This window comes from Paraburkholderia podalyriae (genome assembly GCF_014397785.1).
Lineage (GTDB): Bacteria > Pseudomonadota > Gammaproteobacteria > Burkholderiales > Burkholderiaceae > Paraburkholderia > Paraburkholderia podalyriae.
Map to the genome: position 1 here is coordinate 42,948 of NZ_VZQQ01000026.1, position 15,087 is coordinate 58,034.

Here is a 15,087-nt window from a genome sequence, read left to right on the forward strand (position 1 = left end):
GACGTGGCCTTTACTTTTTCTTGTTGAACATCAGCATCAGCGAATCCCACACGCGGCCGACCACCCCGGCTTGCGGCACCGGCTGCAGCGCGACCACCGGGAACTGCGCGAGCACCTTGCCGTCGGCGACGAGCCTGGCAGTGCCGACCTGCTGGCCGTTCGCGAGCGGCGCGACGAGCGGATCGTTGAGTTCGATCTGCGGCTTCGCCTTGTCGCCCGCGCCCTTCGGCAGCGTGATGTACTGGTCGCTCTTCACGCCGACCTGAACGCTGTCCTGCGAACCCTTGTAGACGCGCGGCGTGGCCACGACCTGGTTCGCCTTGTACAGACGCGTCGTGTCGTAGGCGGTATAGCCGTAGTTGAGCATCTTCAGGCTGTCCTGCACGCGGTCGTGCTCCTTGGTCTCGCCCATCATCACCGAGACGAGACGGCGCGACGCGTCGGTCGTGCCCGGCAGCGGTCGCTTCGCGCTCGCGATCAGGCAGTAGCCGGCGGCTTGCGTGTGGCCGGTCTTCAGACCGTCGACGGTCGGGTCGATCCACAGCAGACGGTTGCGGTTCGGCTGCTTGATCTTGTTGTACGTGAATTCCTTGACCGAGAAGATGTTGTAGTACTCGGGATAGTCGCGGATCAGACGCGCCGACAGGATCGCGAGATCGCCCGCGGTCGTGTAGTGCTGCGGGTCGGGCATGCCATTCACGTCGGCGAAATGCGTGTGCTTCATGCCGAGCTTCTGCGTTTCGTTGTTCATCATGTTGACGAACTGCGCTTCGCTGCCGCCCACCAGTTCGGCCAGCGCGATCGCCGCGTCGTTGCCCGACTGCACGATCATGCCGTACACGAGGTCGTGCACGGTCACCGGCTTGAGCGCCTCGACGAACATGCGCGATTCGTCGTTGCGCACGCGGCGCACCGCTTCGCTCGGCTCGATGGATTGGTCCATCGTAATTTTCTTCGTGTCGAGCGCTTCGAACACCAGATACGCGGTCATCAGCTTGGTCAGCGACGCAGGCTCGACGCGTTCGTCGGCATTGGCGGACGCGAGCACCTGGTTGCTGGTCGCGTCGACGAGCACCCACGAGCGCGCGTTGACGCCCGGCGGCGGCACCTGCGCGAACGCGCTGCTCGCGACCAGCGTGGCCGGCAGCACGAGGCCGACGGCGACGGCACGATGAAGCGAAGTGGGAACGAAAGAAGCGACTGACGGGAATGACGTACGGCCAGAGGAGGAGAAATGCATAGGGTCGATTCGTGCCGAAAAATACGTTGCGCGACAGCGCGCGGAGTTGGGGGGAGCCGGTCGGCGGGGCATCTGGCCGTAAAACGGCGGGCGCCCGTTGGACTGATGGCGACGCAAACGGTTCGCGAGCGCAGCGCTGCGCATCCGGCCGCGCCCCCTCGCGAAATGACTCCGCGGCGCGCGATTCTGCCGGCTCGACGGCGCTGTGCCCAAAAAAAGAGCGCCCATTATACGCGCGCTACCTGGTCAGTTTCGCGCGCGCGGCACCGATTTGCACACGTTTGCGCGCACCTGTCCCCCGCAAAACGCGTGCGGCGCGCGTGTTAGCGCCACGCGTCGACGATGATGCGCTTCAGGATATGCAGCTTGCGGTGCAGAAAATGCTCCGCGCCCGGAATCACGACGACCGGCAGTTCCTGCGGCCGCGCCCAGTCGAATACGAATTGAATCGGAACGGTCTCGTCGACTTCGCCGTGAATCACGAGCGTGCCCTCGGGCACGGGCGCGACGTCCCAGCGGCTCGCCGCGGTACCGACGAACACGATGCGCTCGATTTCCCGCCCTTCGTCGCGCAGCTTCGCCGCGACGTGCGACAGCACCACGGTGCCGAACGAAAAGCCCGCGAGCACGAGCGGCAGATCTCCGTAGTCCGCGTCGGCGCGCATGTGCTCGAGCACCGCACGAAGATCATCGCGCTCGCCGACGCCCGCGTCGTGCTCGCCCTGGGTCTGGCCGACGCCGCGGAAGTTCGACCGGTACGTGACGTAGTTCAGTTGCACGAGCGTGCGCGCGAGCGTCTGCGCGACCTTGTTGTCCATCGTGCCGCCAAAGAGCGGATGCGGATGCGCGACGAGCGCGATGCCGCGCGGTGCGGCGCCGGTTTCGCGCACGTCGTCAGGGAGGTCCAGCGCGACCTCGATCTTGCCGACCGGGCCGTCGATCAGATACTTCTTCGTGTTGACGTTCATCGGGATGCCTGTGGATCGTTTCGTGGTTCGCTTTATTGATCGATCTTCAGACGCTCGACGACCTTGCCATTCGCAAGATGCGATTCGACGATCTCGTCGATGTCGCTCTCGTCGACGTAGGTGTACCAGACACCTTCGGGATACACGACGAGCGTCGGGCCCAGTTCGCAGCGATCGAGGCAGCCGGCCTTGTTGATGCGCACCTGGCCGGGACCGGCGAGGCCGAGTTGCTTCACGCGTTTTTTCGCGTACTCCTGCATCGCCTGCGCGTTGCAGTTCGCGCAGCTCGGGCGCTCGGCACCGGGCTCGCGTTGATTCAGACAGAAGAAAACGTGGTGCTTGTAGAAGGAATCCATGATGTCCGGGAGGCGAGACTGAAAGGAAGTGCAATGGCGCTGTCAGCACGCGATATGCCGCGGCGCCCATCGTGCGGACGATTATAGCGACCGGGCCGTGGAGGCGTCGGGGGCCCGGCGGCCGGCGCGCAAGCGCGTCACACCGGCTTGGCGCGCCGCTTCAGCCACGCCCGCTCGACTGCAAACGCGAGCCACACGAGCGCCGCATAGGGCCACATCCACGCGAGCCAGCGCGCGAGTCCGTTGAAATGCAGATAGCGACCCTGCCGCCAGTCCGCGAGCACGGCGTCGAAATACGGGTTCACGGGCAGCAGATTGACGAACACGAGTGCGACGACGAGCGCGATTCCCGCGAGCGTCACGCGCACGGGTCGCCGCAGCGGCAGCGCGACGACCGCCGCGACGCTGCCGCACGCGAGTCCTGTCAACGCGCCGGGCGTCGCCCAGTCGAACGCGAGGCCCGATTGCGATTGCAGGAACGTCGCGCCGGCCTTCACGCACAAGGTCGCGACGATGAACACGAACAGCAGTCGCACGCGCGGCGCATGACGGCGCACCGGCACGGACGCAAGCGCGAGCGCCGCGAACAGGTTCAGCGTCGTGATCAGCGCTTCCCACGTGTCGTCGGGCAGCCACGCGGCGGCTGCCGCCGGCCATGCGCCGACGTGCCACGCGAACGGCGTCCACGCGAGCAGCGCGTCCTGGATGGTCGGATCGAAGCTCAGCCACAGCGCGCGCGGCCAGTTGCCGAGGCCGAACAGGCGCGGCGCCGGAAACATCGTCGCGAACGGCCACGCGGCGACGAGGCACGCGAGCGTCGCATGGTCGCGCTCGAACCACAGGAGCCGCAGACGCCTGAGCAGCCCCCGATCGAGCAGCGCGCCGGTCAACGGCGACATCATCGCCGCGCCGACGAGCGCGCCGAGCGTGTTGGCAGCGAGGTCGAGATTCGAGGCGACGCGGGTCGGCAGATAGGTCTGCACGGCTTCCATCGTGCCCGACAGCAGGCCGCCCAACACGAACGCGAGCGCGACGGCCAGCGCGCCGCGCCAGCGCGGATATAGCGCGAGCACCACCAGCGCGCCGAACGGCATATAGCCGAGCACGTTGGTGACGACGTCGAACGCCGTCAGGTATTGCGGCATGGGATCGAACAGATAGGCAAACGGCGTGATGCCGAGCGAGCGCCAGCCCGAGAACGGATACCACGACCCGTAGATGATCAGCGCCGTGTACAGCAGCAGCGCCTGACGAGCCAGCGCCGACGGACGGCGCAGCCAGGGGCGTTCGCTCATGCGGCGCTCCGATGCGTGCGCTGCCCGCCCGTCATTGCGCGGCGACCAGCGCCTGCGAGCCGAGCCACGTGGTGATCTGCGCGACGAGGTCGTCGCTGGCCGCGGCGAGCGCCCGCGCGCCGCCGGCTGCATCCGCCGAATGCGCTGGCGCGCGCGCGACGAACGTCTGCTGACCGATCACCTTGCCGCCTCGCATCAGCGTCGCGCGCGCGGCGATCGCGCCGTGGCTGTCGGTCTGACTGTCGAACACCTGCTCGAACTCGGTCAGATCGACCCGCAGCACCGGCGCGGCCACGCCGTCGGCGCCCGTCAGCACGGTGCCGCGCTCGCTCAGCGCATTGCGCAGGCGCTGCGTCAGCAGTTGCGACGGCATCATCGTCCAGTGGCTGTTGGCGTAGGCGGCCGTCTGCTGCGCGTCGGCGTAGCTCAGCCGATAGATCAGCCGGTCGGATTCGAGCACGGACGGCGCGCCGACCTCGAGCACCTTGACGGCGGGCAGCCGGCTCGCGGCGGCGCTCTGCGGCGGTGGCCCAAAGTCGTAGCGGAGGTCCGAGACCACCGCGGAAGTGCCCGCGCAGCCCGCCGCCAGCACGCCGAACGCGAGCAGCGCCGCGAGCGCGGCTCGCAAGGACAACAGTCGGTGAATCGAGCGTGACATAGCATCTTCCTGTGTTCCAGCCTGCGGAGTTAGTGGGCTGCGGGCGCGGCGGCAGCGGCGGGCCACGCGAAGCCGGCCTCCCCCGGACCCGGCGCCGCGCGCGGCGCGCCGAACAGCACGCTGCGCGGATTGGTGTTGAAGGTGTCGGCGGCGCGGTCGATCGATTGTGCGGCCGAGCGCGCTTCCTCGGTCAGCGAATTCACGCGCGGCAGCGTGTCGTAGCCGACCCGGGCGGACAGATCCTGCAGTGACGAGTTCATCTGCGTGAGCGCTTCGCCCGCCTGCTGCGCGGCCGTGCCGACCTTGTTCAGGTTGCGCTCGAACGGCCCGTCGGGACGTTCGAGGCCCGTAATCATCTGGTTGGTCGAGGCGAGCGTGCGGTTCAACTGGTCGATCGTGCCGGGCAGCTTGCTGGCGACGGGCCCCATCTGTTGAGTCAGCGCCGCGACGCCTGAAGCGGCCTGCGCGATGTTCGCCGCCGTATCGTGCAGTTGCGCGACCATTTCCGGCGACAGCATGTTGTTTACGCTGTCGGTGACTTTTTCGAGCTTGCGCAACAGCACGTCGCCGCGTTGCTGCAACTGGTCGAACAGGCCCGGGCGCATCGGCAATTGCGCGACCTTCTGCGCCGACGACGGCAGCGGTGTCAGATCGCGCCCGGTATCGTCGAGCTGGATGAACGCGATGCCGGTCACGCCCTGCAAGCCGAGACTGCCGAACGTCGAATGCGTGATCGGCGCGTGCTCGTCGACCATGATGCGGATCAGGATCTGCCCCGGATGTGTCGGATCGAACTTGATCGACTGCACGCGGCCGACGTCGAGTCCGCGAAAGCGCACCGCGGCGTCCGCAAAAAGGCCGGTCACGTTGGTGCGCGCGATCAGGTCGTACGGCACCCGCACCGTGCGGTCAACGTTGAACAGAAACGCGGCCAGCCCGATCGCCGCCATCAGCACGACGGTGAACAGCCCGGCCCAGAATGCATGCGATTTGTTTTCCATTGTCAGTTTTCCTGGTTCACGACGGCCGGCCTCACAGCGGCAACTCGGACGACGCCGGCTCGAGCGCCGCCCGCGGCAGCTTCGCGCGGCGCTCCGGCGGCAGCGCCTGCAACGCGCGGCGCCCGCGCAGGCCGAGGAAATATTCGCGGATGAACGGATGGTCAATGCCCGCGGCCTGTTCGACCGGCGCGTTCACCAGCACCTTCCGATCGGCGATCACGGCCACGCGCGTCGACAGCGCGACCATCGTGTCGAGATCGTGCGTGACCATCACGACCGTGAGACCGAGCGCGCGATGCAGCCCGGAGATCAGCTCGACGAATTCTTCGGACGCCTGCGGGTCGAGGCCGGCGGTCGGTTCGTCGAGAAACAGCAGCTCGGGTTCGAGCGCGATCGCGCGCGCGATGCCGACCCGCTTGATCATTCCGCCCGACAGCGCCGACGGCATCTTCGACGCGTGCTTGCACGGCAACCCGACCATTTCGAGCTTCAGCATCACGATGTCGCGCAGCAGGTCTTCTGGCACCTTGCCGAGCTCGCGCACCGGTTGCGCGACGTTGTCGAACACGGACAGCGACGAGAACAGCGCGCCGCGCTGGAACAGCATGCCGGAGCGGCTGCGCATCAGCAGCGCGGTGTCGGCGGAGATCGTGGCGAGATTCTCGCCGAACAGCTTGATGGTGCCCCTCGACGGCCGTTCGAGGCCGAGAATCTGCCGCACCAGCGTGGTCTTGCCCGAACCCGAGCCGCCGACGATCGACACGATCTCGCCGCGCCGCACGTCGAGGTTCAGATGCTGATGCACGATGTTGCGGCCGTAGCGCTTGGTGATGTCGATCACCTCGATCACCGGCTCGGCGATCGACGGTACGGGCTGGCCGCGCACGGCCTCGGTCAGTGGCGCGATCATCCTAGCCCCACGTTCTGAAAGAGGATCGCGAACACCGCGTCCGCGAGAATCACGATGGTGATCGACGTGACCACCGAGGTCGTCGTGCCTTCGCCGAGACTCTGCGAATTGGCTTTGATACGGAAGCCGAAATGACAGCCTGCGATCGCGATCAGCATACCGAACACCGCGCCCTTGCCAAGGCCGATCCACAGGTTCGCGATCGGCACGACGTTCGGCAGTTGCCGCGCGAAGAAGCTCATGTCGATGCCAAGCACGAGCTTCGCAGCGAGCGCACCGCCCGTCAACGAGATCACGTTGGTCCACATCACGAGCAGCGGCATCGCGACGGCCAGTGCGATCACGCGCGGCAGGATCAGGCGCAGGCCGTGCGGGATGCCCATCACGCGCATCGCGTCGAGTTCCTCGGTCACGCGCATCACGCCGATCTGCGCGGTGATCGCCGAGCCCGAGCGGCCCGCCACCAGAATTGCCGACAACACCGGGCCGAGCTCGCGAATCACCGCGAGGCCCAGAATATTGACGATGAACTGGTTCGCGCCAAAGATACGCAATTGCTGTGCCGACAGATAGCTCAACACGATGCCGATCAGGAACGCGACCAGCGCGGTGATCGGCAGCGCGCGGGCGCCGGCGTTGTAGATGTTCGCGGAGATTTCGGTCCACGGCGTGATCTTCGGCTTGCGCACGATCGCGAGCAGATCGAGCACGACGCGCCCGAGCATCGTGACGCCGCCCTGCATATGCTCGACGAACGAGAAGAGACCGAGACCGAGACGCGTAAAGGGATCGAGGCGGGTGACCGGCTCGGCGCTCTCGCGCCCCGCGTCGAGCAGCGCGATGCGCTCGAAGATGTCGCGCTGCGTGTCGGTAAGCGCGGTGCCGGGCGGCATCGTGCGGCCCCACACACGCCACAGCGCCTGGCCGCCGACGTGGTCCATCCTGTCGACCCGCGACAGGTCCCACTCGCCGATGCCCTGCGCGCCGGTCAGCGAACGCAGCAACGGGATCACATGCCCGGTGTCGCGATCGCGCGCGAGCGCGAGCGCCGTCCACTGGCCCGAGAGACGGACGATCTTGCCTTGGCTGCCAGCCGCGACTTCAAGGCCGGGCGGAGTGTCGTAGTTCAAGGATCGCGTGAATCTGGTTATCGGATTAGCGGCCATTGTAGCGAAGGCTCGGCCGTCGGTCCGCACTGATGCACATCGATCGGCGTCGCCGCTCACCGGTCCGCATTCGGGTCTCGGGCGGGTTCGCTGTGGCTACAATACGAGTCATGAATGCCTCCAGGACTCCCGCCTCCCCGCCCGCTGCGACAAGCGCGGCACCAGTCTCGTCGTCGGCTTGGACCGACTGGCGCATCGATCGCGAACGCGCCGTCAAACTGTTCGGCGCGCATGCGCATGACTGGCCGATCGAAATCGTCGAAGAAACCGGCTCGACCAACGCCGACCTGATGGCGCGCGTGAAAGCACTGCCGCGCCGCGCGAACGCGCTGCCGCAGCCGATCGTGCGCGTCGCGTATCTGCAGACCGCGGGGCGCGGCCGCCGTGGCCGGCCGTGGTACGCGGAGCCGGGTAACGCGCTGCTGTTCTCGGTCGCGTGCGTATTGCCGCGCCCGCTCGAAGGGCTCGCGGGCTTGAGCCTCGCGGTGGGCGTCGCGCTCGTCGACGGGTTGCGCTCGCTGCCGGTCGCAGGTCCCGGACAGATCGCGCTGAAGTGGCCGAACGACGTGCTGCTCGAAGGCGACAAGCTCGCCGGCATCCTGATCGAAACCGCGTGGAGCACCGACGATGCGAGCGCGGTCGTGATCGGCATCGGCACCAACGTGAAGGGCGCCGATGAACTCGCGGCGAAGGTCGGCGCGCTGAACACCGACGTGCCGCCGCAGGCGCGCGGCACGGTGCCCACCGCGTTGCAGCGCGCGCTGCCGAATGCGAATCTGACCGACACGCTCGCCGCCGAATTGAACGCGCTCGAGCCGATGCTGCAGCGCTTCGGCACCGAAGGCTTCGCGCCGTTCCAGCCGCGTTGGAACGCGGTGCATGCTTACGCGGGTCGCGAAGTCGTGCTGCTCGAGCAGGGCGAGGAACTCGCGCGCGGCGTGGCGGCGGGCGTCGACGAACGGGGCCAGTTGCTGCTCGATACGGCTGAGGGCCGCCAGAGCATCGCGACCGGCGACGTGTCGCTGCGCCTCGCCGACGGTGTCGCATGACGCAGCGCGCGCCCTATCTGCTGATCGACGCGGGCAATAGCCGGATCAAGTGGGCGCTGGTGCAGTCCGATGGGACGCAGTTGGCGAGCGGCGCGCTCTCGCATGACGACGTTGCCGGGCCACGCGCGCGGCCGGGAGCGCAACCCGCCTGGACTGACTGGCCGACGCCATGCGGCGCGTGGCTCTCCAACGTGGCGGGCACGGAGGTCGCGACGCACATTGCGACGCTGGTCGACGCGCACTGGCCGCGACTGCCGCTCGCGACGATCCGCGCGAGCGCTCGCCAATGCGGCGTGACCAATTGCTACACGACACCGGACTCGCTCGGCAGCGATCGCTGGGCCGGCATGATCGGCGCGCACGCGACCTTTCCCGGCGAGCATCTGCTGCTCGCGACCTTCGGCACCGCGACAACGCTCGAGGCCTTGCGCGCGGACGGCGCATTCATCGGCGGATTGATTGCGCCGGGCTGGACGCTGATGATGCGCTCGCTCGGTGAGCACACCGCGCAACTGCCGACGCTCGACGCCACGCACGCGCGCAGTCTGCTCGACGCGGCCGACGCGACCCGTCGCGGCCCGTTCTTCGCGACGGATACGCCGTGCTCACTATCGGCGGGCTGCACGCTGGCGCAGGCGGGACTGATCGAGCGGATGTGGCGGGATCTGCAGGAGGAGTGGCAGGTGCCGGTGCGTCTCGTGGTCGGCGGCGGCGCCGCCGACGAAGTGGCAAGCGCGCTGAAAGTGCCGCATACTCGCCACGATTCGCTGGTGCTGTCGGGGCTTGCGCTGATCGCGGCCGAGGATACGGCGCGGCAGCGCGTCTGATTGCCTCGCGCGCATATCGCCGTGTATTTTTCGCGCCAGCGCTTCTCCGTCACACCCCAGGCTCAACTTGTATCTGGATTGGAAACACCCATAATGCTTCGCTGGCCGATCGCCATTCTGATTGTTGTCAACGTGCTGGCTTTCGTCGCGCTGCGTGGCACCTTTGGCCCGACACCCACCGCGGGCGGACGCGAACCAAACCGTCTGAACCGCCAGATTCATCCGAGCTGGCTGAAGGTGCAGCCGGTCAGCGCGGCCGATGCCGCCGATCAGGCGGTGGTCGGCGGACCCGCGCCGGAGGCGCCGATTTCGACATCGGAGTTGCCGCAGTAACGAGGCGAGGTTCCGCGGTCCGCCGCGCTTGCCCGCGTCAATCAGCAGCATCAACCCAGCGTGCGTACCTTCTTCAGCAGCGCGGTCGTCGAGCGATCGTGCTGGAACGCTATCGCGAGCGCCTTGCCGCCCCAGCCACGCACGAGCGCCGATTCAGGCAGCGCGTCCATGTCGTAGTCGCCGCCCTTCACGAGAACGTCCGGGCGCAGCGCGGCAATCAGCTCGACCGGCGTCTTCTCGCCGAAGCCCACCACGTAGTCGACGCTTTCCAGCGCCGCGAGCAAGGCCATGCGGTCGGCCTCGTTGTTGATCGGCCGGTCGTCGCCCTTGCCGAGCATCCGAACCGACGCGTCGCTATTGACCCCGACGATAAGGCACGCGCCCAACGCCTTCGCGTCGGCCAGATAGGTCACGTGACCGCGATGCAGGATATCGAACACGCCGTTCGTAAACACGACGGGCGCGCGCAGCGAAGGACGCAGTTTCGCGAGGGCATCGCGCGTCAGAATCTTGCGTTCGAAGATGGCGGTCATCGTACAGTCACAGAGTTGCGGAGTTACGGGAACAGGAATTCCAAGTGCCGTCACGATACACGCTGGACCGCGCGAAGCAAAACGGTCCGGCAAGCTCGCGCCTGCCGGACCGCCTTTTCAAATGGCATTTAAACCGCCCCAGCCGTTACGCCGGCTGCTGATGCGCGGAGTTTTGATCAGCGGCTTGCAGGCGCGCAACCACTTCCTTGCGATAACGGTTCAATTCCTGCGCGGTGTTGAACGTGCGTTCGAACAGCAGCGACAGGTTGTGCAGAATGCGCTCGACGACCTTCTTTTCCCAGCCGTCGTCAAAACGGATCTGCTCGTCGAGCCAGCGCTCGAGCCATTCCGGATCCGGCAGACGCGACTGAATCGTGTCGCGCGGGAACAGCGCCTGATTCACGTGCAGGTTGGTGGGGTGCAGCGGCTTTTCGGTGCGACGCGCCGACGCCATCAGCACACCGATCTTCGCGAACGCGGCACGCGCGATGTCGCCGGTTTGCGCCATCGCCTTCTTCATGTAGCGCAGATACGCGCCGCCGTGGCGCGCTTCGTCGCGCGAGATGGTTTCGTAGATGTGCTTGATGACCGGCTCGGTGTGCCATTCGGCAGCGCGGCGATACCAGTGATTGAGGCGGATTTCGCCGCAGAAGTGCAGCATCAGCGTTTCGAGCGGCGGCGCGGGATCGAACTCGAAGCGCACCGCGTGCAGTTCCTCTTCGGTCGGGACCAGTTCCGGCTTGAAGCGGCGCAGGTACTCCATCAGCACCAGCGAGTGTTTCTGCTCCTCGAAGAACCACACGCTCATGAATGCGGAGAAATCGCTGTCGTGATGATTGTCACGCAGAAACATTTCCGTGGCGGGCAACGCCGACCATTCGGTGATCGCGTTCATCTTGATCGTCGCGGCCTGCTCGTCGGTCAACAGCGATGCATCGAATTTGTCCCAGGGAATGTCCTTCTCCATGTCCCATCGAACGGATTCGAGCGATCTATAAAGTTCCGGATAAAGCATGGTGTTCATAGTCCCACCCCTGTTCTGCACTTACTGTGTGTGTCTGTTGCTGCTACGTGTAGTCGTTTTTACCTACGACGAACGGATCTGCCGTTTATCGGCCAAGCGTTCAATTTTACGCGTTAACCGGCCGCCCAGAAGCATCGGGCAGCAAAGAAGTCCGGGCTGTTGTATTGTCGTCTGAAGCGTGATCCAGCCGCCGCAGCCAACCGTGGGTGAGGAATACCCTTTGCCTGAGGTCGAGCCAGTCTGGGTCGACAAACCACCCCGTCCAGCCCTGCACCGGTAGTGCCGGCGGCGAATGACGCCAGGGTGGCGGGATTGGTTGCTTTCAGCGCGCGCCCCAAAGCCAGATCAAGCTTACACAATGATAGCATGCGCTTCCCACCAAACCCGTGACAGAAGCCGCGCGAGTGCGCTGTGGCATTGACTTCTCTCAAGAAATTCGGCGATTCGCGCGCGCGGAAATCGACGGCGTTGGAATAGGGAAAAACGCAGCCGATCAGTCGCCTTCATCATCGGCCACTGATTCCCGGCGCGCCGTCCGGCTCACGTCGACTTTTTCGGCGTTGCCGCGCTCGTTCCGGCCGCGCGTTTGGCTGACGTGGCTGCGCGCTTCGCGGCCGGCCGTTTGGCGGCGGGCTTCGCGTTTTGCGCGGCGGCGCCCGATGCATCGGCGCCCGGCGCATCGGCGGCCTTCGACGGCTCCGGCTTTCCCTGCGTGCCCCCGCCCGCCGCGGCGACCGCGACGGACGGCTGCGTCACCGCGAACTGCGCGATCTGGTTGAACTGCGATTGAAGCAGGTTCCACCACGCGGATGCATCGAAAGCGGGCGCCGCGGGCGCTTCCTCTTCGTCACTGTCGGCCTGCGTGGCGCTTTCGGGCGCGAGCTCGGCCGGCTTCGTCCAACTCCGCGCCGGCGCGTCAGTCGCGGCGGAACTCGACGCAGCCGCCGCCGGCTGCGACATCGACGACTGCGCGAACGCGCCGAACGCGCGCAGTGTCGCGAGCGTCGCGCGTTGCACTTCGAGCGCCTGGGTCGCCGACTGCAGCATGCTCAGGTTCAGCTTCAGCCATTGCTCGACCGCGCGCATGTCGGTGATGCGCTTGTCGAGCTCCTCGACGCTCGTGAGCGGCGCCATCATGTCGGTCATCATCGACAGCGACGGGCTCGTGCCGCCCCCCGGCTGCGCGCCCGTCATGGCGGCGCCGAACGGCGACAGCCGAATCATGGCCCACATGCGATCGAGCATTTCAGCGGGCGGGAAACCGGGAAAACCGGGAAAGGGCGGCGCGGAGCCAGTGGTGTCGGTCATGCTTGTCGCCTCGGTGCCTGAAGATTGGTGGGGTGCGCGCAACCGCGCGCGTTGATTCGATCATACCGTGCCGACTGTGGCATCAGGATCGCTCGTCGTTGCGTGGATCGCCCGCGCCAAAATCCGGCGCGCGCCGCTCCCGCAACGAGCTCAGGCCCTCGCGCACATCGGGCCCCGCGAAGCCCATGAATTCGAGCGCGAGCGAAGCATCGAACGCCGGCCCCGCCGTGCGCAGCCAGTTGTTCAGCGCGTACTTGGTCCAGCGGATTGCGGTCTGCGAACCGTCGGCGAGCTTGCGCGCGACTTCGAACGCCTTCGGCAGCAGATCGCTTTCGTCGACGGCGAGCGACACGAGCCCGATGCGCTCCGCCTCCTCGCCGCTCACCGGCTCGCACAGCAGCAGGTAGTACTTCGCCTTCGCCATGCCGCACAGCAGCGGCCACACGATCGCCGCATGATCGCCCGCGGCGACGCCGAGGCGCGTGTGTCCGTCGATGATGCGCGCCGTCTTCGCCGCGATCGAGATATCGGCGAGCAGCCCCGCGACGAGCCCCGCGCCGACCGCCGGACCATGCATCGCCGAGACGATCGGTTTGCCGCAGTTGATCACGTTGTAGACGAGGTCGCGCGCTTCGCGCCACACGCGCGTGCGCACCTCGAAATCGTTCGCCATGTCCTCGACGAGTTGCAGATCGCCGCCGGCCGAAAAGCCCTTGCCCTCGCCGCGAATGATCGCGACGCGCGTGTCGGGATCGCGATCGATGTCGCGCCAGACCTCGGCGAGTTCGTAATGCATGCGCGTGTTCGCGGTGGCGAGACCGCTCCTATTCGCGCCCTCGCCGCTCATCACGACTTCGAGCACGCCGTGCGGATGACGCTGCAAGCGCAGCGACTGATAGTGCGCGTAGTACGCGTCGTTCGGTTGCGATGGCTGAGACATGATGAGCAATCCGTGAAAGATTCATCCAGTCGCGCGCGCAACGTCGCGACCCATTCAATGCGGCTGATAAAGCCACTTGCCATTAATGATTTCGACCATCACGCGGGCGCTCGAGCGAGGCGCGCTCGTACGCGCCTGAACGGAAGACGCGCAAGCACGCCGATGTTCAGCTGTGGAGAAGTCCAATCGCGGCATGCTGTTTCCTCACGTCGGGTTTCATTGTGATGTATTGCCGATGTGCTACCGATGCGTTGCTGCACGCCATCCGAAACTCGCGCATTTCGCGCCGTCCCAGCCGGCGCGCCAGTCAGTGTAGCCGCGCACGCTGGCGGCGGCATCGGGCGAAACCCTTTCGCGCGTGCCGCCGCGTCAAGGCACTACGGCGTCACCGCCGCGCTTCAGTCGAGCGGCGCGATGCTCTGCTCGATCGCACCGAAAATCGATTTGCCCGCGTCGTCGAACATGTCGATCTTCACGGTGTCGCCGTACTTCATGAACTCCGTTTGCGGCGCGCCGTGCTCGATCGTTTCGAGGCAGCGCTTCTCGGCGATACAGCAGTAGCCACGCTTCGCGTCCTTGTTCGACACCGTACCCGAACCGACGATAGAACCGGCACGCAGATTGCGCGTCTTCGCCGCATGCGCGATCAGCTGACCGAAGTGAAACACCATGTCGGTGCCCGCGTCGGGCTGGCCGACCTTTCTGCCGTTCCAGTGGACGATCATCGGCCGATGCACGCGCCCTTCGCGCCAGTCTTCGCCGAGTTCGTCCGGGGTCACAGCGACCGGCGCGAACGACGTGGCCGGCTTGCTCTGGAAAAAGCCGAAGCCCTTCGCGAGTTCGGCGGGGATCAGATTGCGCAGCGAGACGTCGTTGACCAGCGCAACCAGCCGCACGCCGCGCAGCGCCTGCTCGGGCGTCGCGCCCATCGGCACGTCGCCGGTGATGACCGCGACTTCGGCCTCGAAGTCGATGCCGTACTCTTCCGATGCGCACACGACGTCGTCGCGCGGACCGATGAAGTCGTCGCTGCCGCCCTGGTACATCAGCGGGTCGGTCCAGAATTCGGGCGGCATTTCCGCGCCGCGCGCGCGCCGCACGAGTTCGACGTGGTTCACGTACGACGAGCCGTCGGCCCACTGGAACGCGCGCGGCAGAGGCGCCATGCACTCCTTCGCGTCGAACGAAAAGCTGTTGCGCGCGCGGCCCTGGTTCAGCGCATCGTAGAGGTCGTGCAGTTGCGGCGCGTAGAAGGCCCAGTCGTCGAGCACGCGCTGCAACGTGGGCGCGATCGCGTCGGCAATGGCCGCCGTGTGCAGGTCGCGGGACACGACGATCAGTTGACCGTCGCGCGTGCCGTCCTTCAGCGAGGCAAGTTTCATAGTGCTGTGAACCGTGTAAGAGTGACGATGGAAGGAATCTATTCTACGATGGTGAATCGGCGCGGCCCAGTATGCGTGTTCGTCGTCGCTGTTCGTC

16 protein-coding genes are annotated in these 15,087 nt (G+C 66.4%); 3 read left to right on the forward strand and 13 right to left on the reverse strand.

Going from position 1 to position 15,087, the window contains the following annotated elements:
* Positions 1 to 10 precede the first annotated feature (10 nt).
* The 8 genes from F6X42_RS26040 to F6X42_RS26075 all read right to left on the reverse strand — a co-directional run bounded on the left by F6X42_RS26040 (position 11) and on the right by F6X42_RS26075 (position 7,558).
* A complete protein-coding gene (locus tag F6X42_RS26040) occupies positions 11 to 1,240 on the reverse strand; it encodes a D-alanyl-D-alanine carboxypeptidase family protein (RefSeq protein WP_187636948.1) in 1,230 nt (409 codons plus the stop codon).
* Positions 1,241 to 1,563: 323 nt separating this feature from the next.
* On the reverse strand, positions 1,564 to 2,208 hold the full coding sequence (locus F6X42_RS26045) for an alpha/beta hydrolase (RefSeq protein ID WP_187636949.1): 645 nt from the start codon (positions 2,206 to 2,208) through the stop codon (positions 1,564 to 1,566).
* A 32-nt stretch (positions 2,209 to 2,240) separates the two neighbouring features.
* Positions 2,241 to 2,564 (reverse strand): (2Fe-2S) ferredoxin domain-containing protein, encoded by a 324-nt coding sequence (locus F6X42_RS26050; protein ID WP_187636950.1) that lies wholly within the window; start codon positions 2,562 to 2,564, stop codon positions 2,241 to 2,243.
* Between the two features lie 137 nt (positions 2,565 to 2,701).
* Complete coding sequence (locus F6X42_RS26055; protein ID WP_187636951.1) at positions 2,702 to 3,859, reverse strand: VanZ family protein; 1,158 nt, start codon at positions 3,857 to 3,859, stop codon at positions 2,702 to 2,704.
* A 31-nt stretch (positions 3,860 to 3,890) separates the two neighbouring features.
* Positions 3,891 to 4,517: an ABC-type transport auxiliary lipoprotein family protein gene (locus F6X42_RS26060; protein WP_187636952.1), complete on the reverse strand. Its 627-nt coding sequence runs from the start codon at positions 4,515 to 4,517 to the stop codon at positions 3,891 to 3,893.
* Between the two features lie 29 nt (positions 4,518 to 4,546).
* The gene (locus F6X42_RS26065) at positions 4,547 to 5,518 is read right to left on the reverse strand and encodes an MlaD family protein (RefSeq protein WP_187636953.1); all 972 of its coding nucleotides are present in this window, start codon (positions 5,516 to 5,518) and stop codon (positions 4,547 to 4,549) included.
* A gap of 31 nt (positions 5,519 to 5,549) precedes the next feature.
* Positions 5,550 to 6,428, reverse strand: coding sequence for an ABC transporter ATP-binding protein (locus F6X42_RS26070; RefSeq protein WP_187636954.1), 879 nt, complete (start codon positions 6,426 to 6,428; stop codon positions 5,550 to 5,552).
* Entirely contained in the window at positions 6,425 to 7,558 is a 1,134-nt protein-coding gene (locus tag F6X42_RS26075) for an MlaE family ABC transporter permease (protein WP_187636955.1), read from the reverse strand. The genes F6X42_RS26070 and F6X42_RS26075 overlap by 4 nt, the downstream gene beginning before the upstream one ends.
* Before the next feature lie 146 nt (positions 7,559 to 7,704).
* Between F6X42_RS26075 and F6X42_RS26080 the strand changes: the two genes are divergently transcribed.
* From F6X42_RS26080 to F6X42_RS26090, 3 genes are all read left to right on the forward strand, one after another.
* Positions 7,705 to 8,643, forward strand: a complete 939-nt coding sequence (locus F6X42_RS26080) for a biotin--[acetyl-CoA-carboxylase] ligase (RefSeq protein ID WP_187636956.1) — start codon at positions 7,705 to 7,707, stop codon at positions 8,641 to 8,643.
* Positions 8,640 to 9,470: a type III pantothenate kinase gene (locus F6X42_RS26085; RefSeq protein WP_187636957.1), complete on the forward strand. Its 831-nt coding sequence runs from the start codon at positions 8,640 to 8,642 to the stop codon at positions 9,468 to 9,470. Before F6X42_RS26080 ends, F6X42_RS26085 begins: the two co-directional genes overlap by 4 nt.
* A gap of 93 nt (positions 9,471 to 9,563) precedes the next feature.
* On the forward strand, positions 9,564 to 9,803 hold the full coding sequence (locus tag F6X42_RS26090) for a hypothetical protein (protein ID WP_187636958.1): 240 nt from the start codon (positions 9,564 to 9,566) through the stop codon (positions 9,801 to 9,803).
* Between the two features lie 50 nt (positions 9,804 to 9,853).
* On the opposite strand, the gene rfaE2 is transcribed toward F6X42_RS26090, so the two are convergent.
* The 5 genes from rfaE2 to F6X42_RS26115 all read right to left on the reverse strand — a co-directional run bounded on the left by rfaE2 (position 9,854) and on the right by F6X42_RS26115 (position 14,990).
* Positions 9,854 to 10,336: a D-glycero-beta-D-manno-heptose 1-phosphate adenylyltransferase gene (gene rfaE2 / locus F6X42_RS26095; protein ID WP_187636959.1), complete on the reverse strand. Its 483-nt coding sequence runs from the start codon at positions 10,334 to 10,336 to the stop codon at positions 9,854 to 9,856.
* Positions 10,337 to 10,481: 145 nt separating this feature from the next.
* A complete protein-coding gene (locus F6X42_RS26100) occupies positions 10,482 to 11,360 on the reverse strand; it encodes a ferritin family protein (protein WP_187636960.1) in 879 nt (292 codons plus the stop codon).
* A gap of 540 nt (positions 11,361 to 11,900) precedes the next feature.
* Positions 11,901 to 12,668: a PhaM family polyhydroxyalkanoate granule multifunctional regulatory protein gene (locus F6X42_RS26105; RefSeq protein ID WP_187636961.1), complete on the reverse strand. Its 768-nt coding sequence runs from the start codon at positions 12,666 to 12,668 to the stop codon at positions 11,901 to 11,903.
* A gap of 82 nt (positions 12,669 to 12,750) precedes the next feature.
* Positions 12,751 to 13,608, reverse strand: coding sequence for an enoyl-CoA hydratase/isomerase family protein (locus F6X42_RS26110; RefSeq protein ID WP_187636962.1), 858 nt, complete (start codon positions 13,606 to 13,608; stop codon positions 12,751 to 12,753).
* Positions 13,609 to 14,006: 398 nt separating this feature from the next.
* Positions 14,007 to 14,990, reverse strand: a complete 984-nt coding sequence (locus F6X42_RS26115; protein ID WP_187636963.1) for a fumarylacetoacetate hydrolase family protein — start codon at positions 14,988 to 14,990, stop codon at positions 14,007 to 14,009.
* Positions 14,991 to 15,087: the final 97 nt, after the last annotated feature.